The sequence below is a fragment of the Pedobacter sp. GW822-FHT03F06 genome, from assembly GCF_058801365.1.
The window spans coordinates 127,815-148,858 of sequence record NZ_JBXANE010000008.1 but is presented as its reverse complement, the minus strand read 5'-3'; the positions used below and the strand labels follow the sequence as shown (position 1 = coordinate 148,858).

The window sequence follows — 21,044 nt, the reverse complement described above, 5'->3', positions numbered from 1 at the left end:
CTAACTGTGGATGGCTGAACTTATAATAATTGCTATTGCAATAATAAAAGCCGCAAAAACGATTGCTAAAGCCAGGTTTTGCTTTTCCAGAATCTCTTTCCAAAGGTTTTCGGGTGTCATTTTTTCAATAATCCAAAAAGCGATAAAGAGAACAATGATGCCCAATACGGAATAAACCAATGATGCAATAATGTACTTGATGTTAATTAATTCATTTAAACTCATAATGTTTTTATTTATGGTAAAATCTATTTACATGACCAGAATGACTTTTATTGCCATTAAATTCTGTGTTTTTTTCTACTTTATCTGGGAAGTAAGCACGTCCTTTTAAACCACTGTAGCCATAAAACCCAATAAGGGCCAGCAGTACAATAAGATAATATTTTATCGGTTTCAGATTCATTTATTCTCCATTTACAAAAGGTGAGAAATTGCTGTTATTCCATCTTCTTTTTTCATAATCGCGCATTAAAAGCCAGCAAATGGCCGGAAAAATACAAAGTAATAATATAGTGGTTATCGTATTGCCCCACATGGTTACATTGCTCACCGCTTTGATGTAAAGGTTATTTCTAAACACATCTCCTGATGATGGATACACATTTAAATGGTATTTTCCCTTAGGTATTTCTGATAACACAACCGATTCTTTTGTGGAACCTTCCGACCAGCTTTCGCCATCTTCAGTACCATGATAATATTCGATCCCTTTACTTACTTCCCATGTTTTGTTATCGCTTTCGTTAACCAGTACAATGGTGGTTTCCAGCCAGTTATTGTCAACTGATGAAGCAATCTCAAATTCGATATTTGATGATTCATCATCAAGCGTAAAAGATGGCGTAATAAATGATTTGAAAGCATCAGGACCGCCTTTGGTATCATAAACAATTAAAAAATCATCGTTTATAAGCTCCTTTTCAGGTTTTACTGTATGGAACAGTATATGGAACAGCAGTACTAAGATAATGGCTACACCTGTTATCTTTAATGAGGCTGTCCACCTGTCAAAAGCTTTTGATGGTTGGTTTGCACCAATCCCAATCTGCTGGGGTAAGTCGTTTTTATCAATGTTGAATGCGTTTGCAATAACTTCAGCATCAAGGTATTCGCCAATGTAATAGTCGGTTTTGTGGCTGGTTTTGCCAACCTCCTTTACAACCATAAATGGCGGGGCAATATACTCGGTAGCTTTAACCTTTTCATTCACTACATCCCAATCCACTTCACCAAGCATAGCGGTGACTACTGGCGTGTATCTATTGAAAAGTTTGTACTCAACATCTTTATAACCAATGCTTAACCCATACGATATGGGTTCTTTATAATCTGGAAGAAAATCTTTGCTGGCAATAAAATTCCAATGCCCATCGAATTCGGATAAGGTAACATAGCCTTTATCATGGCTGGTTAAAATATATTCCCTCCAGCGGTAATCCGTACCTGCTTCCTTTTTTTCGAGATAGGCAATTACCTTGAATTCAGTGCCGTGGATATTTCCTGTTGAGCCCAGTTTTAATGCCAAAACTTTTTCAGGTTGATCTAATTTTCTGTTCAGCCTTGTTTCTGCCCTGGTAAAAATATGTAGGTACGAGAAACAAGATGAGCAAACGATATACTCGCTTTTAGCTGGCTCGTAAAGCACAATATCTTGTTTGCAAATCGAACAAGTAATTGTCTCTGATAATTTAAAAAATGATTTTACTGAATTCTCCATTAGCGAACAACTTCAGTTTTCTGTATTTCTATACCCTCAAAAAAATGGAGTACAGCGGCATAAATATCTTTAACCTTTTGAGTATTGTCTTTTTGGTAGTTTGATAAAAAGATATCAAAAGTTGCCAATTTAAATTCAGGCCACGTATGGATAGACAGGTGAGATTCTGTTAAACATATTACAGCTGTAAAGCCCCCATTAGGAAAATCGTGATAAACCTCGCCAACCTTTTTCAGCCCATTTGTCTTAATTAAGCTGTTAAACAGCGCTTTACAATCATGAAAAGAAGAAAGGTGTTCAGTTTTTTCAGACGAGAACTCTGATAAAATATGTAAGCCAGGATTGTAGTTCATTGAGCGTTTGGTATCTTCCAAAAATATGAATTATTTTAAATGTAAGAATACTTTAATAGCAGAATTTAAAATGGACTATCTGCAATAAAATAATCGTTGGTATCATCTGCCAAAGGAATATAAATCCGTTCCCATTCATTACCTTCTATAACTTGCCAGGTGTGTCCTTCTCCGGCTGTATCATTGGCAATGAGTAAAATCCCTGGCTCAATAATAAAAGTTTCGCCATTGCTTACTGTAAACCGAAGTTTACCCTTAAGCGTAATTACATATTGGCGCCTTGGTGCAGGGTGGGGAATTTTCTCTAAAGCGGATACATCAGTTTGTGCGAAAAAATAACTGGCATTGATATGCTGACGGATTGGTATTGTACCTGTTTCAAAGGCACATTTGTTATTTTCAATATTAATTAAACGGATGGCTTTTATGAAATTTTTAGTTGTTTCGGCTTGGTCTGTATTCATCTGCAAAATAAAGTTTGTTTTTTAAAATTTTAATTCGGTTTGTCCTTTTTGGGCAACTTCACGTTCGTGTTGTAGCAGCCAATGCTTACGCCATAAACCACCTGCATACCCTACCAGTTTGCCGTTACTTCCAATTACCCTATGACATGGTACTACAATGGCAATATTATTTTTTCCGTTTGCTGCGGCAATAGCCCGTATCGCTAATGGATTGTGTGCAGAAAATTTGGCATATGAAGTGGTTTCGCCAAAAGGTATGGTCAATAAATGCTGCCAGACTTCCTGCTGAAATTCAGTCCCTTTTTGTTTCATTGGGAAATTGAAATCCTTTAAATCGCCTTTAAAATAGTTATTTAACTGGTTGGCTACCTTTACTGTAAGTGCATTTTCTGATAATCCTGTAATATCCTTTTCAGCAAAAGTAATTACCTGTACAAATTCGTCGTCAGCTAAGATGGTTACTGTGCCAACGGGCGATTCTATAACTGATGCGTAGTTCATATCATAATTACTTTAACCACAGATTCACACGGATGAAGACAGATTGTTTTGCACATTATTTAGTCTTTTATGTTCCGCTCCTAATTTAAACTTTTAAAGATCTGTAATCTCATTTGTGATGCTACGAAAAAATATCATCTGTGTTTATTCTCTTTATCTGTGGTTCAAACTTTTTTCTGCACCGCCTAAATCTGAACAAAATTACAACAATACAACAATTTAAGCATGCAATATTTATCAATAAAAGTATCTTTGCGGTTATGCAATTGGCCAAAGAGGTTAAATATTTAATTCACAAGGAAGTATTGTTAGAGTGGCGCTCCAAATATACCATTAACGGCGTATTACTCTATGTGGTTTCTACCATTTTTACGTGTTACCTCTCTTTTGTTAGCCTGGGCGATAAATTAACATGGAATGCCTTGTTTTGGATCATCATGCTTTTTGCCTCAATTAATGGCGTATCGAAAAGTTTTTTGCAAGAAACCAAAGGACAGCAGTTATATAGTTACATTTTGGCAAGTCCGGCTGCGGTTTTAATTTCTAAAACGGTTTACAATACACTGCTCATGTTGGTGCTGACTACAATTGCTTTAGGTTTTTATACATTGGTTTTCGATTCTTTTACCCCGCCCGATTTAGTGATGTATTACATAGCCGTGGTATTGGGCAGCATCAGTTTTTCTACTGTATTTACAATGGTTTCGGCAATTGCAAGCAAAGCGGGAAATGGTGGAATGTTGATGGCTATTTTAAGCTTTCCCATCATTATTCCAGTATTGATCTTATTAATTAAACTGGCCAAAAATGCTGTTGATGGTTTGCCATGGGAAAATAGTTACGATGAAATAGCAATGTTACTGGTGGTGAATGTACTGGTGGTGGCAACGTCTTTATTGTTATTTCCTTACCTTTGGAGGGATTAAAAAATGATTGAATGAGAGATGGATTGAATGATAGAATAGAGAATAACATTCACTAATTCAATCATTCAGAACTCAATAATTATATAGGTATGAATAAAACTTGGTGGAAAATTTTAGGTTCGGTTTTGGTAATTTATACTGCAATAGCAGGTTTGTTGCTTGGTGTACCGCATCTGGCTATTTTGAACGAAACAATCCGTAATCTGTATTTCCATGTTCCGATGTGGTTTGCCATGATCGTACTCTTTTCGATCTCTGTTTTTTACAGTGTAAAGTCATTAAGCAGTAAAAGTGAAATCGACGATATTAAAGCCGTAGAAAGTGTAAACGCTGGGATAGTTTTTGGCGTTTTAGGTTTAGTAACGGGCGCCATCTGGGCAAAATATACCTGGGGACAGTTTTGGAGTTTCGATCCTAAACAGAATTTTGCTGCCATTTCAATTTTGCTCTATTTTGCCTACCTCATTCTTCGCAATGCGATAGACGAAGAACAGAAAAGAGCCAAGATTTCGGCTATTTACAATATTTTTGCCTTCCCAATGATGGTGGTATTACTTTTTGTTTTACCCCGTTTAAAAGACTCATTGCATCCGGGTAATGGTGGTAATCCCGGCTTTAACAGTTACGATTTAGATAGCCGCATGCGTATGGTATTTTATCCTGCATGTTTGGGTTGGATATTAATCGGTTACTGGGTTTATACCATCCGTTTCAGAATACGTAATATAGAAAACAAACAACAACATAACTAAAATGAAAAAAATATTTTTCTCCCTGATATTAATGATGGCCACTATGCAATTATTTGCGCAGGATAATGGCGTAGAAATGGCTGATAGCCTTCGTAGCAATGGAAAGATATATGTTGTGGTAATATGTATCGTAATTATTCTTGTAGGTTTATTGGCCTACTTGTTCTCAATCGACAAAAGATTAAAGAAGATCGAAAAAGAAAACCAAACTGATAAATAACTGCGTAAATAAGCATGTGGGTTAAAATCCTATTTGGCTTTAATGGTCGGTAAATGGATATATTTTAAGACTAAGTTTATCAGTTTTTTGTATTTATCTTTCTGTAAAAGAGGTTTTTATTAATTTTAAAAGCCCTAATTAAAAATACAGCGCAGTAACCACATAAAATACCTACATCACAGTATTGTTTTTTGATTATTTATTGATCAAGTTTGGTTAGTTATAAATTAAATCAACGGGACGATTTAGGTTAACTTTAAGAAGTGATCAACACAATTGGTCACTTTTTTTATGTGCCATTTTTTACAGGCATTTGCAATATTCGTAATATTGATCTGTTTTTTGGCTTCTATTTGTTTAGTGTTGCAACAAAAGGCTGTTTTGAATATTTTTTTTATAATTTTTTTTAGATCAAAAAATCTGTAATAATACCTATAAAAATAGTCGTTTTTATGGTGTAGGCCAACTAAGATATCTGCATTTAAATGTATTTGGATATAGTTTTTAGACAATTTTCTCCAATGGGTATAAAAGCTGTTGTTAGGCTAAAATAGAATGGTGTTTGCTTTACACTAAGTCTTTTTGCATTTGGATATGTGCAGTTTTTTTAGGCAATTTTGCATCGAAAACTTATTCAATATAAAAAATAAATAATGGCTAATCTAGCAGACGAGAACAAGTTCTTTGCAGATGTTTGTAAAAACTTTGACAGTGCGGCTCAATTCACCAATCATCCAGAAGGTTTATTGAACCAGATTAAAACATGTAATAGTGTGTATCGTTTCCAATTCCCAATCCGCCGCGGAAACGGTTTTGAAGTAATTGATGCCTGGCGCGTAGAACACTCTCACCACATGAGCCCTACCAAGGGTGGTATCCGTTACAGTGAAATGGTAAACGAAGATGAGGTTATGGCGCTTGCGGCCTTAATGACTTACAAGTGTGCCATTGTTAACGTTCCATTTGGTGGCGCAAAAGGTGGTATTAAAATTAACACTAAACAATACAGTGTTGCCGAGTTAGAAACCATCACCCGCCGTTATACTACAGAATTAATTAAGAAAAACTTTATTGGCCCTGGTATCGATGTTCCTGCTCCTGATTATGGATCTGGCGAACGCGAAATGAGCTGGATTGCCGATACCTATATGACCATGAATCCCGGTCAGTTAGATGCATTAGGCTGTGTAACTGGTAAACCAATTGCGCTACATGGTATCCGTGGCCGTAAAGAAGCTACAGGGCGTGGTGTTGCTTATGCTGTGCGCGAATGTGTAGAAGTGGCAGAAGATATGGCTAAAATAGGTTTTAAAGCTGGTTTAGGCGATAAAAGAGTAATTGTACAAGGTTTAGGTAATGTGGGCTACCATTCGGCTAAATTTTTAGCAGAATTTGGTGCTACTATTGTAGGTTTATGTGAGTTTGAAGGTGCTATTTACAATCCTAATGGACTAAATGTGGATGAGGTTTTTGCACACCGTAAAAATACTGGCTCGATCTTAGGGTTCCCTGGTGCTAAAGATTTTAAAAATTCGATGGAAGGTTTAGAGCAAGATTGCGATATTATTGTTCCTGCAGCTTTAGAAAACCAGTTTACCGAGCTTAACATCCGTAATATCAAGGCAAAAATTATTGCTGAAGGTGCAAATGGTCCAACAACGCCAGAAGCTGAAACCATTTTTACCGAAATGGGAGGTATCATTATTCCTGATATGTATTGCAATGCAGGTGGTGTTACGGTTTCTTATTTCGAGTGGTTGAAAAATCTTTCTCACGTGGCTTTCGGCCGTATGGAGAACCGTTATGCCGCTAACTCAAATGCCAATCTGATTAATACTTTAGAAAACCTGACCGGTAAAACGATCCTTCCTGAGCATCGTTTAATGATTGTTAAAGGTGCATCTGAAATGGAATTGGTAAACTCTGGTTTAGAAGATACCATGATTCATTCTTACCACGAAATCCGCGAAACGTTAATGAACAAACCAGCAACTCAAACATTGAGAACAGCTGCTTTTGTAAATTCAATCGATAAAATTGCGGTTTCTTATATGAATTTGGGCGTTTGGCCATAATCAGCTAATCGTCATTGCGAATCCCGACCCTTATTGGGATTCGCAATCTCACTATAAGCCCTGCAGAATTTAAAACTGCAGGGCTTTTTTGTGCCTAAGTTCGCTATTTGAATCTTTTGCTGGCTGTGTAAGTCACTTCTAGCTTTTTTTATTTTGGAAATGATAGGTCTGCATTCCATAGGAGTGGGCTAGTCCTGCTGTACCTCCTGCCGATGAAGGATCGGCATCCGTCCCATCAGGTTTAGGTACAATGGACAGTTAATCTGCGTAAATCATCCGAATCCATGTTTGGTGGCTCACCAAGTGAATTATCATGTTAGGTAATCTATTAGGATGTTTGTCATTCTGAGCCTGTCGAAGAACTAATGTTATTTTTATTGACACCGCAAACAATTATAGTCTGCGTAAATGATCTTCAATCTGCAGGAAAACCATTACTTGTGTATCGAAATATCAAGAGCCGATTTCAGATTTAACTGATTTTGTAAACCATTTTTAAACGTTTTTAAAAGCTGGATCAAAGCGTTGGTATCCTCATTTAAAAATGAAAGTTCAGATTCCAGTTTGATTTTGTCCTTTTCTATGCTTTTTGCTTTGATCTCTAATTGACTAAAAGTACCCAGTTTATCTGCAATTAATGGCATTGGTGTTTGTTTAACCAACTTTTTAAAATCGACTTTAAAATAAAAGAAATCGTCAGATGATACCCTTTTTAGATCAGGTTTAGCGCTTTGCACAGTGCTTAATTGAATATTACCACTATTGCCTTTAAAATAAACCTGGTACAATGGAATCATCGAACTGCTGATCTTTCCGGTAGATTGATCCAATGCGCCCAGCGATTTAAGATAATCGCTTACTTCCCGGTCATTGGCAGTCAGGTTCATGGAAATAAAAGGAATCTTCCGGTCCTGAAGTACTTTTTTTTCAACCCTTTCAAAATCATCATTGTATTCATAACCTACAACAGTATCTACCTGTGTAATGGTGTTAGTCCATTCAAAATCTACATAATCTTTGTAAAATCTGAAAAAGCTATCTTTTGAAAGGAGAGAAGGACTTACCGTCTGATTTTTCTTAATTAACTCGGATTTAAATTTTCCGTTTAGCCACATACTTATTGTGCTTTCTGGATTTAAAACCCGGTGCTGTGGCCTAGCTGATGGTTCAAATATCTTATTTATAAACTCATTGCTGAAATTAATTTTTCCGTCAGTAAAATTAATTTTGCTAAAGTTCTCGGTATTTTGAAACGAAATATGATCAGAAAGGTTTATAAGGTCGTTAAATCGACTTTCGCCAACTTTAATCATGTTTTTCCGGCTCAGTATTTCTACCAGCGTAGTTTTTATCTGTTCTTTTTTTTGTGTATAAGCTAAAGCGACAGTTGTTTTGTTAAATAAGATATAAAAGGTCGAATCTTTGGATTGAAAGAAATTTTTATCCTTTTTAATCAGCGGTAAAGCAGATTTTTTTTGAATAAAACGGTTAAATGCTAGCGTATCTGCTATTTCAAAAGTCGAAAAAAAAGTAGTTTTTGCTTTTCCGTTTAAACTATATAGGTAAATGTTTGCCGGAATTTTCAATCCTGTGTTTAAGTCGTCTACCTTTTCCTTAATCCCTTTTTTATCTGCTCCCGAATATTGACTTGGATGTTTTATATAATTAACCGCAATGGTTTTGTATAGCTCATCAACATTAATTTTAAGCAATGCATTGGTAGACCGAGGGATGGATATATTATTGGCCTGTATTTGCCTGTATTTGAAAAAGCCGAAATAACAAAGCAGCAGCAATATTACTATTGCTGCTGTTATTTTTAAAAATTTCTTCATAAAGTATAGTTAACTGTTTAAATTGGTTAATCGGTTAACTGTAAACTGCCAACTGATCATTGCCAACTAAACTACTTAGCTGCATTTTCAATTAAAGAAAACAGATATTTCAAAGCATTTTCATGTCCATTCGGAATTTCTGCGCTAATATCTGCTGAAACCAATCTGCCCTTAATCGGGTTCGATTTCATGTATACATTGCCCATTTTTTCTAAAGTGCTGTTAAATTTCTTAGCGGTTTCTTCACCCCCAATTTCCGAATCTGGTACTTTGCCCACGAGGTTTTTGGCATTAAATAAAAAGCTGAAATTGTTTTTGCTCAATAGCTGTTTGTGCAGTTTGCTTAATTTGTTGCTGTTGTATTGATTGTTGCCAATACCCTGCATTTCAGTTAACGAATTACCGAAAAATACAATACCATCTTTAATCATAAAGTAAATATCGATCGGGCTTTTCTTTTCCAATATTTTATAAATGTTGTTCTCAACAGATACATAATTTTTGTTTACGCCATATTTAATCAGTTTGTTAATCAATCTGTGATCTTCTGATGAAAACATGAAAAGGAAATCAGGCAACGTTTCTTTCTTGGTTTTAACTATTTCTTTTTGTTTGTAATCATCATCATATTCGTAAGTGGTGTAAGTAACGTCTTTGGTGTTTAATCCATTGATTACGAATAACGCATCACCTTTAATTACATTACTTACCGCTTCTTCATCTAGCAAAAGACTGAAAAGCTCAGCGCCAAGATCAATTTCTTCATCCATTTTAGCGCCCAAAAATGAACCATAGGTTTGTTTCAATAATTTAGGGAATTCTTCCAGATAAGCTTTGGTATCGATAGAATAGCTCATAAAACCAAGCGCTTTTTCGCTGTTTACATATTTCAAAAAGTTTTTGTTTAACTTTCTGTTCATGATTTTTTTATACGCATCTGCCTGTTCCTGAGCCAATTCTAAGCCTGTAGAGATGCGGAAACTTTTATCATCCATAAAAAGTTTCGCATTTAATGCACCATAACCTTTCATCAGCCCAGCTTTTCCGTAAGTGCCAAATTCTGGCGCAATCGAATTATAAACATCTTGAAGGCTCGATACCCAAAGTTCTGCAATGGCTTTATTATCTAAACTCGCCGTGTATGATTTATTGTTTTCGATAGACTCGTAAGTTCCATTAAAAATCTGATCGGCCTGGGCCGTCATCCAGGTGAAAGCCAATCTCTTTTTCTTTGCATCTTGTTCTAAACGTTCTTGTTGGTAAGCATCATATTGCTCATCAACGATACCATGAACTGGAGTCATGCCGCCTGCAGTATCGAGTGCGAACTCTCTTGCTTCTTCAAAATCTGGATCTATTTTAGCAATTTTTTTAGATTTTTTGGCCGCTTTCTTTTTACCGGTTTTTTTCGTTCCGGCCGTTTTTTTAGTATTCTTTTTAGCCGTCGATTTTTTCTTAACTTTTACTTTTTCAACAACAGGGGATTCAACTGCCTCTACCATAGGCTCATCTGTCGTTGCATAAGTAGAATCTACAGCCACAGCCGCGCTATCAATAGCTATTGCATCCTCACTTTGGAACCTTATATCTTTAATTCCATAACGTGCAGATTTAACTGAATCAGCAAAGAAAGAGCCTTTGATGCTTCCGGTTACAAAATACAGCATGTTGTTGTTCCATTTAATAATACTGGTGCTATCAGGTAAAACAATCGTACGGATATCGCCCTGCTGTGTAAGCTTTTTCTCTTTGTTGTCAATCAGACTTTCAAATTTTTTGGCATCTTTTATCGGAATAAGAAAACAGTTATACGTAATACTATCACTTAACTGATTAAAGTAATACATGTTTTTCTCCAGGTTAATGCCGAAATCTTCTATGCTGGTAAAGCTTTTATCGAGTGATTTTGAAGTTTCGGTCAGTAATTTCTTGCCTAGAAAAGATTCGTTAAAATCTTTTACAAACATTAACTTAAATATATTATCACCTTTAATTGTGGCAACTGTAAAGGCGTTAGCGGGTATTTTCTTAACTAGATCCTGCGCCTTTGCCAGGTTAAACGATAAGAAAAGAGCGATAGCAATTAGAATTTTTTTCATTGGATATAATTTGTTTTCAGTGGGATGAAACTATCGCGGATTACACATTGGTTTCATTTTATTTAGATAGTTGTATAGAATTAGATACGTTAATTTTTCCGTTAATTAAATCCATAATGCTGCTTTTTAACATCACTGCTTTTTTAGATTTCGAGACATTTGATGCCGGATTGGTACTACTTGTTACAGCAGATTCGAAACGATAGATGCTGGTGTAAGTTGCGCCGTTAAAAACCGCTTTATCTTTTGCTTTTAATTTATTGAATTCTGTTTTAGCGGTACCTACTGCCTGATATTTTCGGTTAAAGATTTTGGTGGCCTTGTTATAAGTATACGAGGAGGTATTAGTGGCCTTAATTTTTTGCTTGGCAAGGATGTTTTTGGTGATGTTATTGATATTTGAAACATCTTTAAAAGAAAAACTAATGGTTGCGATATAATTGTTAAAATCGCTTGTACTTTTTACATTAGAAATCCCTTCCGATTTTTTTAAATAGGCCACTGCTTCATTTAATTCCTGTTGAATTTTTTGTTTACTGGGTACCTTATAGCCCTGTACACTGTCTAAAAGCATTACCGAAGCTACTTTGGTTTTACTCTGGCTCAGGTTTATGGTAAGTACCACATCGCCGGTTCCATCGTTTTTCATGGCAATTTCTTCAATTACTTCAAAACAAGAGCTTAAAAAGGGCATCAAAACTATAAACAACAAAAGCTTATAAAACTGCTTTAATTTCATGTTAATCCGGTTTATGTTCTATTGTGGGATGTAAAAAAGGAATGATTATCTGACAGGCCAAACTTAACAATTTCAGCCCAAACTTTTAAACGATTTAAGATATTCCTTAAGATCGGTTATAAATAGGGCTTCAGAAAAAAAATATTTTCCTTCAAAAATCAGGTAATTGTCAATATAAAGACAAGAAAAATGTAAAAGAATGCTGGCTAAGCCGATTTTTCTATCTTTGTTGCCAGCTTTTACAACAAGTATAACCATGAAGAAAAGTGCAATCATTGGATTGATTACCATCGCAATTTCCGTAGGGATTTTATTTAGCTTAAACGCAAATACCGACACCTACTCTAATTTCAAACAGGCAACCCTTTCTGAGAAAGAAGAGCATGTTATGGGCTATTGGGTAAAATCGATGGGCACTTACTACGACGCCGTAAAAGACGCTAACCATTTTTCATTCCACATGAAAGATGAAAAGGGAGAAGTGAGAGAGGTAATTTACGCAGGTACCAAACCGCAGGATTTCGAAAAATCTGAAAAATTAGTGCTTATCGGTAAAATGGATAAGGACAAATTCTACGCATCGAAAATTTTAATGAAATGCCCATCTAAATATAACGATAACCTTGTTGAAATTAATAAAGACGGTAAGGTTGATACGGTGGGTAAGTACGGTGAGAAAAAATATAACTAATTTTAATGGATATTCAATTTGTAGGCGAAAACCTGCTACCGGGTAAAATCGGGCAGTTTTTTATTGTGCTGGCGTTTAGTGCATCATTACTTTCAACAATCGCATATTTTTATGCCAGTCGCGATAAAAATTTAGAAGATAAATCTTGGCGTAACTTAGGTCGGATTGGATTCCTGGTTAATTTTGGTTGTATCATTGGTATCGGAGCAATTTTGTTCTACCTGGTACTGGGCCATTACAATGAATACAGTTATATTTATTGGCACTCTTCAAAACAGCTTCCAATTCATTATATTATTTCTGCTTTTTGGGAAGGACAGGAAGGAAGTTTCTTGCTCTGGGCCTTCTGGCAATCGTTTCTAGGTACTTTATTAATCTGGAAAGCTAAAACCTGGGAGCGTCCTGTAATGACGGTTGTAGCTTTCTCTCAAGTATTTTTAACTTCAATGCTTTTAGGTGTAGAGATTTTTGGTGAGCGCATCGGAAGTTCCCCGTTTATTCTATTAAGAGATTCTCTTGATCTGAAATCAATGGCTCCTGTAGTTTTCGCAAACCCTGAAAACTTCGCCAATTATTTAAAATTTATTACCGATGGTAGAGGATTAAATCCATTGTTGCAAAACTATTGGATGGTTATCCACCCACCAACCTTATTTTTAGGTTTTGCCAGCATGATTGTGCCTTTTGCCTATGGAATTGCGGCTTTGTGGCAAAAAAGGTATAAAGAATGGATTAAACCAGCTATGCCCTGGGCGCTTTTTGCGGTAATGATTTTGGGTACAGGTATTATTATGGGCTCTTTCTGGGCTTACGAAGCGCTAAATTTTGGCGGTTTCTGGGCTTGGGATCCTGTAGAAAATGCTTCTTTAATTCCATGGTTAACCTTAATTGGTGCCGTACACGTAATGATTGCGTATAAAAATACAGGGCATGCTTATTTTACGGCAATTGCCCTGGTTTTTTTAAGTTTCTTATTGGTGCTTTATGCATCGTTTTTAACCCGAAGCGGAATTTTAGGTGATACATCAGTTCACTCGTTTACTGATATGGGGATGTTTGGCCACTTGATTTTATACAATGTTGTTTTCGCTGTTTTAGCAATTGTGCTCATTGTAGTAAGATGGAAAGAATTGCCAATTACCACCAAGGATGAAGAAACCTATTCGCGCGAATTCTGGATGTTTATTGGGGCTTTAGTGGTAACCATCGCTTGTATCCAGGTAATATTCTCTACATCAGTTCCTGTATTTAACAAAGCCTTTGGAACAAACTTTACTCCGCCAATTGATGCTGTAAAATACTACAATCAATGGCAGGCTCCTTTTGCGGTATTAATTACCTTAATTTCAGGTTTCTCTCAATATTTAAAATACAAAAGGACTGATCCACGCAAATTTTATAGCAGTCTGGTATCGGCTATTATTTTCTCTATTGTGTTAACAGCAGGTTTGGTATATGTGGCTGAGATTTATACCAACACCATGTACATCCTCATTACCTTTAGTTGTTTGTTTGCCGTTCTTTCTAATGCTGCAGTATTATATCAGGCTTTCGGTGGTAAGGCAAAATTGGCTGGATCGGCAATTGCACACATTGGTTTTGCCTTCCTGATTTTAGGTGCATTAATTTCTGCCGCTACAAACCAACCTTTATCAATTAATGATACTAAATTTATTCCGGTAAAAGATTTCGAAAAAGTAGAAAAACCTGGCGAGAACATCATGTTATACAAAAACGAACCCAAGAAAATGGGTAAGTACACTGTAACCTATGTTGCCGATACTGCTGTAGCACCCAATACCATTTATACCCTCAATTTTAAAGTTTTAGATAAAGAAGGTAAGGTTAAAGAAGATTTCAACTTACATCCACATGTGCAGGAAAACGAAAAAATGGGCTTAATTGCCTCTCCTGACACTAAGCATTACCTTACTTATGATGTTTATACCCACATCACCAGTGCGGCCATTAAAAAAACATCACATGAGGATCACGAAGGTCATTCAGATGATGAAAATTATAAAGCGCCGCGTATTGTTAAGGTTTCGGTAGGAGATACCATTCACACCTCAAGTGGTATTGTTACCGTAAAAGATTTAAACAGAAAACCTACTGCAAAAGATTTAGTTTTAGGCCAGGGCGATTATGCTGTTGGTTTACCATTAGAGGTTAACGCTGCAGGTAAAGTTTACAATACAGAGCCTATTTTCTTGATCAAAGGAAATAATACGTTCGATTTTGCCCGTAAGGTGGATGAACTGGATCTGAAATTCCGTTTTGCCAGGGTATTACCAGATGAGAAAAAAGTGGAGCTTCAGATCTTTGAAAAACCGCAACAGGCTAAAGACTGGGTAGTTTTTAAAGCAATAGAATTTCCTTTCATCAATTTATATTGGGCAGGTACTATTGTAATGGTTGTTGGTTTCTTACTTTCAATTTTCAGAAGAAGAAAAGAGGCCAAAACCGCATAAAATCATGGAGGTTGTTTTATTAGGTTCGGGAAACGTTGCCACACACTTAGCAAAAGCATTAAAAGCCATAGGTGAAGATGTAGTACAAGTGTACAGCCCAAACCTTAACCATGCAGCGTTATTGGGTGGTCTGATAGCGACCGAAGCTGTAAACGATTTAAATGAGGTTAAACAGCATGCTGATTTATATATTATCTCGGTAAAGGATGATGCCATTGAAACCATAGCCAAATCATTAAAAAATGTAAGCGGTTTGGTGGTGCATACCTCCGGAACTACCGATATTAATATTTTATCGTCACAGGTAAAAAAAGCAGGTGTTTTTTATCCTTTGCAAACTTTTTCGAAAGATAAAGCGGTTTCATTTGAAAATATCCCGCTTTGTATCGAAGCGAGCGATGAAAATCAATTGGCAATTTTGAAGAATCTGGCAGCTAAAATTAGCCGTCAAGTATATGAGTTAGGTGGAGAGAAAAGAAAAGTATTACACCTTGCAGCAGTATTTGCCTGTAATTTTCCGAATCACCTATATGCTCTGGCGAATAAAATTTTAAGTCAGAACGGTTTGGATTTTGAAATCATCAGGCCGTTAATTGCCGAAACAGCCGATAAGGTAATGGGCAATCTACCTGAAAATGTGCAGACTGGGCCGGCAGTTAGGGCTGACGAAAGCACTTTAAATAAGCATTTGAGCATGTTAACCGATATGCCCGAATTGCAGAACATTTATCAAACATTGAGCGATAGCATAAAATTAACGCTGAAATAGCATAATTACGGCTTTTGCTTCTTACTTTTGCAAAATAATTATGAGCATTTTTAAACTAAAAATAAATTTTGAAGAAGCAGATCACGAATCTATTGAATTACCAATAGCAGCGGGAGAATCTGTTTTAGATGTTTGTCTGGATAACGGAATCGAATTACAGCACAACTGTGGTGGTGTTTGTGGTTGCAGTACCTGCCATGTATACGTAACAAAAGGTATGGATAATATCGAAGAGATTTCTGATAAAGAAGAAGACTTTATCGATAGAGCTGTTCGTCCGAAAATTACTTCCCGTTTAGGTTGCCAATGTGTGGTAATTAACGGCGATATCGAAGTTACCATTCCAGATCAGTCTGACTTTATGGGACACTAATTAGTCTGGAGTCCGAAGTCTTCAGTCGGGAGTCGATTAGCCAATTTAAACCGTTAACCGATTAACCAATTCAAATAATTAACCAACAACAAAACAACATGAACAACGATAAATTTGCTTTACCTTTTTACTGGAACGATTACGAAGATATTGCAATGTCTTTATATGAGAAATTTGGTGATGATTTTACAGAAGCCAAAATCTACCGTATCCGCTTTACCGAACTTTTAGAATGGGTTTTAGCGTTGCCAAACTTTAAAGGCACCCGCGAAGAAAGCAGTGAAGGCCATTTAGAGCAAATTCAATCTGCCTGGGTTTACGAGTGGAGAGATAATCAATAATTAGTCCTGAGTTCGGAGTCATCAGTTCAGATTCAGTACCGAACGCTTAACCCTAAACGCCAAACGCGCGAATGTTTTTACAAAAACTAAAAGAGATCACCACTTTCATTTTTGATGTAGATGGTGTGCTTACCGATGGATCAGTTCAGGTTACTGATAATGGGCAGTCGTTGCGCACTTTTAACATTAAAGATGGTTACGCAATGCAGTTGGCGGTTAAAAAAGGATATAACATCTGTATTATATCTGGTGGAGATGGTATTGCTATGGGGAAGCGTTTTTTCAATCTGGGTGTAACTGATGTTTTCCTCGGAACAGGAGATAAGGTGGCCATTTTTAATCAATATCTTCAGGATAAAAACATTACTGCAGGAGAAGTGCTCTACATGGGCGACGATATTCCTGATTTAAAAGTAATGAAATTGGTAGGCCTTCCAACCTGCCCGGCTGATGCAGTAGAAGAGATAAAAGCGATATCTACATTCATTTCTCCTTACAATGGAGGCAAAACCGCTGTCCGCGATATTATCGAAAAAGTAATGAAAGTACAGGGCAGATGGCATGATGAAAATCCAAATGCTGCCGATTCGGGTATGTAAATTGGTTCAATAGCCATTGGTTCATTAGTGAATTAGTACAGGTGCCATAACGCATCGTCTTCCTGAACTTGTTTCAGGATCTTTCAGGCAAATAGATTTTTAGTTACCTAATCCTAGCATAGCGAATTCGGCTGGTAAAATTCTTTACGAGTTGTCATCAAGAGGGGAGTCGAAAGATCTTTTCGTCATTCATCCAAATAGCTAATTAAGTTAAAAATTTCTCCATTCCGCAGTGCCACAGTCGAAATGACGGCCAAGTTATCGTCACCCTTATTAGAATCGAAACATCTTTAGAGAAGATCAAAGATTATAAATCTCAGACATTAAAATTTGCAATACACCAGATTATATGCGAAATTTACATTAATAAATTAATCAATCGATTGATTAATTTATTAATGTAAAAAATATTAAATTTAGTCACATGAGCACATACCTTGTACCAGTAGATTTTTCGAAAACAGCAGATCACGCAGCCAAATATGCCGCCAGGCTGAGTTTTGCGATGACGAACTCCAAAATCATACTGCTTAATGCCTATTATGTTTCAGCATACGAAAGCATTCTGCCAACCCCCGATTTAATTGTTACCACAGATGATCATATCGCCGATGAAATGACGAGAAGGCTCGAAGCACTGGAAAAACTTAAGATAAAAATGCTCGAAATCAATCCCAAGGCAGAAATAGAAGTTTACCTTACGAGAGAAACCATTTTACGTTCTATCATCGATCGGGTAAATAGGGAAGAGATCGAACTCATTATTATCGGTAGTAATGGTAAAAAAGCGAAAGATGAAAGCGATATCGGTTCTAATGCGATTAAAATTTCTAAATCGAGCCCGGTTCCGGTTTTGGTTGTTCCACCTAAGGCCGATTATCAGTCGATCCGTAAAGCCATTTTGGCCTGCGATTTTAAAAAGGTTAAAGAGGTGATTCCCATGCATGCACTTAAAAATATTTTAAGCAAACATGCCTTAGAACTTTTGGTGCTTAATATCAATTCTGGTGATGTGATTGACTTGAAGGAAGAACACTTTTTACACGAAATGCTCAAAGATTTTTCTCCAGCTTATCACTATGCTGATCATCCTGATGCCATTAAAGGAATAGTAAAATTTGCTAAAAGCGAAGAAGCTCAGTTAATTATCGCATTGCCTAAGAAATATAGTTTTTTCGAAAGCTTATTGCATGAAAGTGTATCTCAAAAGCTAACCATTAAATCGCATGTGCCGGTGTTATTGTTGAAAGATTAATAAACTGGATTTTGCAACAGCTAAGTTACATAGCGCCGTTAAACTTTTATTTTCTTTTGCACTCCAATTAGCTCAATTTTCAACCAAAAACAACAAAAGAACAACATGAAAAAATTAATGATGATTTGCGGATTAATGCTAGGTATAGCTGGTTTCGCTAACGCGCAACAAGGTGGTGGGCAAGGTAGAATGATGATGAAACCTGAAGAGAGAGTAAAACAGTTAGACGAAAAATTAAAATTATCTGATGATCAAAAAACAAAATTGACCACTGTTTTTACCGAGCAGGCAGAAACCATGAAAAAAATGCGTGAAGAAATGCAAGGTGGTGGCGATAGAGATGCAATGAGAGAGAAAGTGCAAAAGATGCGTGCTGACAATGATGCAAAAGTAACTGCAGTATTAACAGACGATCAGAAAAAAACTTACGAAGCTTGGCAAAAAGAGCAACGTGCCGAAATGGAAAAACGTAGACAAGGTGGTGGAAATAACTAATCCTGGTAAAATATCAAATAAGAAAAGCGGCTTTATGTCGCTTTTCTTATTTTAGCAAAAAAATAAAATATGCCTGCCAATTTCCCTCCCATTATTTTAGCATCTAAATCGCCGCGTAGACAGGAACTTTTAACCCTTATGGGCTTAGATTTTAATGTCGAACTAAAAGATGTAGACGAAAGTTACCCACCAAATTTAAGTCCCGCAGAAATTGCCGTTTATATTTCGGAACAGAAAGCTAAGGCTTTTACCGCTAACGGTGAAATAGTGATTACAGCTGATACCATTGTAGCCTTAAAAGGAGAAATTTTGGGCAAACCCGAAGATAGGGCGCATGCGCAGGAAATGTTAAAAAAGCTATCGGGAAGCAGGCATGAAGTTTTTACAGGTGTTACACTTGTTAAAGGCGATAAAATCCATTCTTTTTACGATAGGACAGAAGTTTACTGTAAATCAGTTACAGCTGATGAAATCGACTTCTATATCGATAATTATAAACCCTTTGATAAGGCTGGAAGTTACGGCGTGCAAGATTGGTGGGGTATCGTAGTGGTACAACGGATTGAAGGCTCTTATACTAATGTAATGGGGCTTCCAACTGAAAAGCTTTATAACGAGCTTCTGAAATTTATTTAAAACTCCTTGTGGAATTCTCTTAAAAGTTTCATCATCTCTAAAAACAACCACGATGAAAACGAGAATTAACGAAGTTACCATAGCAGAACCTTGTTTGCAAAACTGGGATGAAATGGAAAAAGGTGAAGGTTTTAATTATTGTAAGGCTTGCAGCAAAAATGTAATCGATTTCTCAGGTTACACAAATGCCGAAATCATTAATGTATTGGCAAATGCAGGTTCGTCTGTATGCGGTCGCCTGAGCCAAACTCAATTAAACCAGCTCAACTACCATTTAGCTATTGTGTCAACAAACAATAGAAACTGGATGAAATATCTTGGTGTACTCGCCATAGGGATGAGTATTTTTGTGATGGATGCCAGGGCAGAAAATTTGAAAATGCCGATTGAAATAACAAGAAGTATAAACCACAAAACAGATGATAAAAAACTCGTTGTACCAAAAAAAATATACGGTTACGTTATCGGTGCCGACAATAAACCTGCTGCAGGCATAAGATTAGCCATTCTTGACACCAAATTTTTTGCATTAACCGATAAAAACGGGCGGTATGAAATCACTTTAGATAACAAATTTGATCTAAACAATAATAAATTAGTGGTTGAAAGCATGAGGTATAGGGCATTTTTGACCATTGATTTTTCTAAAGAAAAACAAAGCAGCTTTAAGCTTAATAAGGCTGAGCCCATGATCATGGGAATGGTAATCCCCTCAATTAAGAAGAAATAATCCTAAATTAATATACGCTAATCTCTCGATGATCCATATCCGTATGGATCATTTTTTTATATCATGCTGGCCAAAACCCCCATCTTTAAATCATAGGTAGAGAGTGTTAAACGGTTTATTTTTGCTCTGCCCAATACATAGTTGGTAATTAGTGCCGCAATCACAATCATATCTATCCTTAATGGGATCATACCTGGCATTTCGGCCCGTTCTTTATGCATAGCATTGAGTAGTTTGATCGAAGTTGCAATGTAGTCTTCGAAATTGAACGCGAAAGTTTTGACCGTGTTAATATCTGCTTTTAACCTGTTTTTTCTAATAATAAGCTCGGCAAATGTTTCGAATGCCCCCGCAGATCCGATTAAAATTTCTGGATGGTATTTTTCACAGATTTCGAAAAGATCTGCCAGTTGATTTTGAATGTGAAATAAAATGGCATTCTTTTCATCGCTGGCTATGGGATCTGATTTAAAGAACTGTTGCATTAAACGCGCTGCTCCAATGTTGTAACTTTTTTTCCAGATCAGTTTTTCGTTATCGCATAAGATAAATTCTACGCTTCCGCCACCAATATCCATAATCAAAGATATCTCTGTAATTGCTCCGCTCAGTTTTACACCCTGGTAAATTAATTCAGCCTCTTCATCGCCGCTAATCGTTTCGATGCTTATTCCGGTCCTTTCTTTTACAGCATCAACAAAATCTTGCCCGTTTTCTGCACTTCTAACCGCCGAAGTAGCTGTGGCCCTAACCACATCAACCTGATATTCAGCAATGGTATAGCTAAACGTTTTAAGGCAGTTCACGCCTCTTTCAAAGGCTGCAGGAATGATAATATTGTCGTTAATTCTTCCCTCGCCCAATTTAACCGGAACATTGGTTTTGTATAAAATTTCGGGCTGATTTCCTGTTGTTTCAGCAATAAGTAAATGGAAGGTATTCGTACCCAGGTCGATAACTGCAATGCGCATAGTTTATATTTTTGTATTTTGGAAAGCTT

Annotated in this window: 24 protein-coding genes; 14 read left to right on the top strand and 10 right to left on the bottom strand. The window is 36.5% G+C overall.

What is annotated here, in order from left to right; translation table 11 throughout:
* Genes AC1RJ8_RS15415 through AC1RJ8_RS15390 form a run of 6 tightly spaced genes read right to left on the bottom strand, consistent with a single transcriptional unit; the run spans window position 1 to window position 3,038 of the window.
* The gene (locus tag AC1RJ8_RS15415) at window positions 1-225 is read right to left on the bottom strand and encodes a DUF350 domain-containing protein (protein ID WP_108200717.1); all 225 of its coding nucleotides are present in this window, start codon (window positions 223-225) and stop codon (window positions 1-3) included.
* A 7-nt stretch (window positions 226-232) separates the two neighbouring features.
* Window positions 233-406, bottom strand: coding sequence for a hypothetical protein (locus tag AC1RJ8_RS15410; protein WP_492954638.1), 174 nt, complete (start codon window positions 404-406; stop codon window positions 233-235).
* On the bottom strand, window positions 407-1,720 hold the full coding sequence (locus AC1RJ8_RS15405; RefSeq protein ID WP_492954639.1) for a DUF4178 domain-containing protein: 1,314 nt from the start codon (window positions 1,718-1,720) through the stop codon (window positions 407-409). It abuts the gene before it with no gap.
* On the bottom strand, window positions 1,720-2,094 hold the full coding sequence (locus AC1RJ8_RS15400) for an S-adenosylmethionine decarboxylase family protein (protein ID WP_493008056.1): 375 nt from the start codon (window positions 2,092-2,094) through the stop codon (window positions 1,720-1,722). The genes AC1RJ8_RS15405 and AC1RJ8_RS15400 overlap by 1 nt, the downstream gene beginning before the upstream one ends.
* A 44-nt stretch (window positions 2,095-2,138) precedes the next feature.
* Entirely contained in the window at window positions 2,139-2,537 is a 399-nt protein-coding gene (locus AC1RJ8_RS15395) for a cupin domain-containing protein (protein WP_492954641.1), read from the bottom strand.
* Window positions 2,538-2,558: 21 nt separating this feature from the next.
* On the bottom strand, window positions 2,559-3,038 hold the full coding sequence (locus AC1RJ8_RS15390; protein ID WP_492954642.1) for a methylated-DNA--[protein]-cysteine S-methyltransferase: 480 nt from the start codon (window positions 3,036-3,038) through the stop codon (window positions 2,559-2,561).
* A 260-nt stretch (window positions 3,039-3,298) separates the two neighbouring features.
* On the opposite strand from AC1RJ8_RS15390, the gene AC1RJ8_RS15385 reads away from it, so the two are divergent.
* From AC1RJ8_RS15385 to AC1RJ8_RS15370, 4 genes are all read left to right on the top strand, one after another.
* Window positions 3,299-3,964: a heme exporter protein CcmB gene (locus tag AC1RJ8_RS15385; RefSeq protein WP_492954643.1), complete on the top strand. Its 666-nt coding sequence runs from the start codon at window positions 3,299-3,301 to the stop codon at window positions 3,962-3,964.
* 89 nt (window positions 3,965-4,053) lie between these two features.
* Complete coding sequence (gene ccsA, locus AC1RJ8_RS15380; protein ID WP_230143634.1) at window positions 4,054-4,716, top strand: cytochrome c biogenesis protein CcsA; 663 nt, start codon at window positions 4,054-4,056, stop codon at window positions 4,714-4,716.
* 1 nt (window position 4,717) lies between these two features.
* Entirely contained in the window at window positions 4,718-4,936 is a 219-nt protein-coding gene (locus AC1RJ8_RS15375) for a CcmD family protein (protein ID WP_029275364.1), read from the top strand.
* A gap of 653 nt (window positions 4,937-5,589) precedes the next feature.
* On the top strand, window positions 5,590-7,011 hold the full coding sequence (locus AC1RJ8_RS15370) for a Glu/Leu/Phe/Val family dehydrogenase (protein ID WP_057932370.1): 1,422 nt from the start codon (window positions 5,590-5,592) through the stop codon (window positions 7,009-7,011).
* A gap of 434 nt (window positions 7,012-7,445) precedes the next feature.
* Here AC1RJ8_RS15370 and AC1RJ8_RS15365 read toward each other — a convergent pair whose 3' ends face one another.
* The 3 genes from AC1RJ8_RS15365 to AC1RJ8_RS15355 form a co-directional block, all read right to left on the bottom strand.
* Window positions 7,446-8,846 carry a hypothetical protein gene (locus AC1RJ8_RS15365; protein WP_492954644.1) on the bottom strand — a complete coding sequence of 467 codons (1,401 nt, stop codon included), beginning with the start codon at window positions 8,844-8,846 and terminating at the stop codon, window positions 7,446-7,448.
* Between the two features lie 71 nt (window positions 8,847-8,917).
* Window positions 8,918-10,945, bottom strand: a complete 2,028-nt coding sequence (locus tag AC1RJ8_RS15360; RefSeq protein WP_492954645.1) for a hypothetical protein — start codon at window positions 10,943-10,945, stop codon at window positions 8,918-8,920.
* A 58-nt stretch (window positions 10,946-11,003) separates the two neighbouring features.
* Window positions 11,004-11,684 carry a hypothetical protein gene (locus tag AC1RJ8_RS15355; RefSeq protein ID WP_492954646.1) on the bottom strand — a complete coding sequence of 227 codons (681 nt, stop codon included), beginning with the start codon at window positions 11,682-11,684 and terminating at the stop codon, window positions 11,004-11,006.
* Between the two features lie 256 nt (window positions 11,685-11,940).
* Here AC1RJ8_RS15355 and AC1RJ8_RS15350 point away from each other — a divergent pair, with 256 nt between their 5' ends.
* The 10 genes from AC1RJ8_RS15350 (at window position 11,941) to AC1RJ8_RS15305 (ending at window position 20,044) form a co-directional block, all read left to right on the top strand.
* Window positions 11,941-12,375: a cytochrome c maturation protein CcmE domain-containing protein gene (locus AC1RJ8_RS15350; RefSeq protein ID WP_108200707.1), complete on the top strand. Its 435-nt coding sequence runs from the start codon at window positions 11,941-11,943 to the stop codon at window positions 12,373-12,375.
* 5 nt (window positions 12,376-12,380) lie between these two features.
* Window positions 12,381-14,846 (top strand): heme lyase CcmF/NrfE family subunit, encoded by a 2,466-nt coding sequence (locus tag AC1RJ8_RS15345; RefSeq protein WP_492954647.1) that lies wholly within the window; start codon window positions 12,381-12,383, stop codon window positions 14,844-14,846.
* Window positions 14,847-14,850: 4 nt separating this feature from the next.
* Entirely contained in the window at window positions 14,851-15,615 is a 765-nt protein-coding gene (locus AC1RJ8_RS15340; RefSeq protein ID WP_492954648.1) for a Rossmann-like and DUF2520 domain-containing protein, read from the top strand.
* Between the two features lie 40 nt (window positions 15,616-15,655).
* Window positions 15,656-15,988 (top strand): 2Fe-2S iron-sulfur cluster-binding protein, encoded by a 333-nt coding sequence (locus tag AC1RJ8_RS15335; RefSeq protein ID WP_029275355.1) that lies wholly within the window; start codon window positions 15,656-15,658, stop codon window positions 15,986-15,988.
* A 98-nt stretch (window positions 15,989-16,086) separates the two neighbouring features.
* Complete coding sequence (iscX, locus tag AC1RJ8_RS15330; protein WP_057932363.1) at window positions 16,087-16,329, top strand: Fe-S cluster assembly protein IscX; 243 nt, start codon at window positions 16,087-16,089, stop codon at window positions 16,327-16,329.
* Window positions 16,330-16,400: 71 nt separating this feature from the next.
* Entirely contained in the window at window positions 16,401-16,928 is a 528-nt protein-coding gene (locus tag AC1RJ8_RS15325) for a KdsC family phosphatase (protein ID WP_492954649.1), read from the top strand.
* Window positions 16,929-17,352: 424 nt separating this feature from the next.
* Window positions 17,353-18,183 (top strand): universal stress protein, encoded by an 831-nt coding sequence (locus AC1RJ8_RS15320; protein ID WP_492954650.1) that lies wholly within the window; start codon window positions 17,353-17,355, stop codon window positions 18,181-18,183.
* 105 nt (window positions 18,184-18,288) lie between these two features.
* Window positions 18,289-18,678, top strand: a complete 390-nt coding sequence (locus tag AC1RJ8_RS15315; protein WP_492954651.1) for a DUF4890 domain-containing protein — start codon at window positions 18,289-18,291, stop codon at window positions 18,676-18,678.
* Window positions 18,679-18,747: 69 nt separating this feature from the next.
* Window positions 18,748-19,314 carry a Maf family protein gene (locus AC1RJ8_RS15310; RefSeq protein ID WP_492954652.1) on the top strand — a complete coding sequence of 189 codons (567 nt, stop codon included), beginning with the start codon at window positions 18,748-18,750 and terminating at the stop codon, window positions 19,312-19,314.
* Window positions 19,315-19,366: 52 nt separating this feature from the next.
* A complete protein-coding gene (locus AC1RJ8_RS15305; RefSeq protein ID WP_492954653.1) occupies window positions 19,367-20,044 on the top strand; it encodes a hypothetical protein in 678 nt (225 codons plus the stop codon).
* 56 nt (window positions 20,045-20,100) lie between these two features.
* Here AC1RJ8_RS15305 and AC1RJ8_RS15300 read toward each other — a convergent pair whose 3' ends face one another.
* Complete coding sequence (locus tag AC1RJ8_RS15300) at window positions 20,101-21,015, bottom strand: Ppx/GppA phosphatase family protein (protein WP_492954654.1); 915 nt, start codon at window positions 21,013-21,015, stop codon at window positions 20,101-20,103.
* Between the last annotated feature and the right edge of the window lie 29 nt (window positions 21,016-21,044).

Coding starts and splice junctions, on each gene's coding strand:
- AC1RJ8_RS15415 (WP_108200717.1), bottom strand. CDS start 225: ATGAGTTTAAATGAATTAATTAACATCAAGTACATTATTGCATCATTG.
- AC1RJ8_RS15410 (WP_492954638.1), bottom strand. CDS start 406: ATGAATCTGAAACCGATAAAATATTATCTTATTGTACTGCTGGCCCTT.
- AC1RJ8_RS15405 (WP_492954639.1), bottom strand. CDS start 1,720: ATGGAGAATTCAGTAAAATCATTTTTTAAATTATCAGAGACAATTACT.
- AC1RJ8_RS15395 (WP_492954641.1), bottom strand. CDS start 2,537: ATGAATACAGACCAAGCCGAAACAACTAAAAATTTCATAAAAGCCATC.
- AC1RJ8_RS15390 (WP_492954642.1), bottom strand. CDS start 3,038: ATGAACTACGCATCAGTTATAGAATCGCCCGTTGGCACAGTAACCATC.
- AC1RJ8_RS15385 (WP_492954643.1), top strand. CDS start 3,299: ATGCAATTGGCCAAAGAGGTTAAATATTTAATTCACAAGGAAGTATTG.
- ccsA (WP_230143634.1), top strand. CDS start 4,054: ATGAATAAAACTTGGTGGAAAATTTTAGGTTCGGTTTTGGTAATTTAT.
- AC1RJ8_RS15375 (WP_029275364.1), top strand. CDS start 4,718: ATGAAAAAAATATTTTTCTCCCTGATATTAATGATGGCCACTATGCAA.
- AC1RJ8_RS15370 (WP_057932370.1), top strand. CDS start 5,590: ATGGCTAATCTAGCAGACGAGAACAAGTTCTTTGCAGATGTTTGTAAA.
- AC1RJ8_RS15365 (WP_492954644.1), bottom strand. CDS start 8,846: ATGAAGAAATTTTTAAAAATAACAGCAGCAATAGTAATATTGCTGCTG.
- AC1RJ8_RS15360 (WP_492954645.1), bottom strand. CDS start 10,945: ATGAAAAAAATTCTAATTGCTATCGCTCTTTTCTTATCGTTTAACCTG.
- AC1RJ8_RS15355 (WP_492954646.1), bottom strand. CDS start 11,684: ATGAAATTAAAGCAGTTTTATAAGCTTTTGTTGTTTATAGTTTTGATG.
- AC1RJ8_RS15350 (WP_108200707.1), top strand. CDS start 11,941: ATGAAGAAAAGTGCAATCATTGGATTGATTACCATCGCAATTTCCGTA.
- AC1RJ8_RS15345 (WP_492954647.1), top strand. CDS start 12,381: ATGGATATTCAATTTGTAGGCGAAAACCTGCTACCGGGTAAAATCGGG.
- AC1RJ8_RS15340 (WP_492954648.1), top strand. CDS start 14,851: ATGGAGGTTGTTTTATTAGGTTCGGGAAACGTTGCCACACACTTAGCA.
- AC1RJ8_RS15335 (WP_029275355.1), top strand. CDS start 15,656: ATGAGCATTTTTAAACTAAAAATAAATTTTGAAGAAGCAGATCACGAA.
- iscX (WP_057932363.1), top strand. CDS start 16,087: ATGAACAACGATAAATTTGCTTTACCTTTTTACTGGAACGATTACGAA.
- AC1RJ8_RS15325 (WP_492954649.1), top strand. CDS start 16,401: ATGTTTTTACAAAAACTAAAAGAGATCACCACTTTCATTTTTGATGTA.
- AC1RJ8_RS15320 (WP_492954650.1), top strand. CDS start 17,353: ATGAGCACATACCTTGTACCAGTAGATTTTTCGAAAACAGCAGATCAC.
- AC1RJ8_RS15315 (WP_492954651.1), top strand. CDS start 18,289: ATGAAAAAATTAATGATGATTTGCGGATTAATGCTAGGTATAGCTGGT.
- AC1RJ8_RS15310 (WP_492954652.1), top strand. CDS start 18,748: ATGCCTGCCAATTTCCCTCCCATTATTTTAGCATCTAAATCGCCGCGT.
- AC1RJ8_RS15305 (WP_492954653.1), top strand. CDS start 19,367: ATGAAAACGAGAATTAACGAAGTTACCATAGCAGAACCTTGTTTGCAA.
- AC1RJ8_RS15300 (WP_492954654.1), bottom strand. CDS start 21,015: ATGCGCATTGCAGTTATCGACCTGGGTACGAATACCTTCCATTTACTT.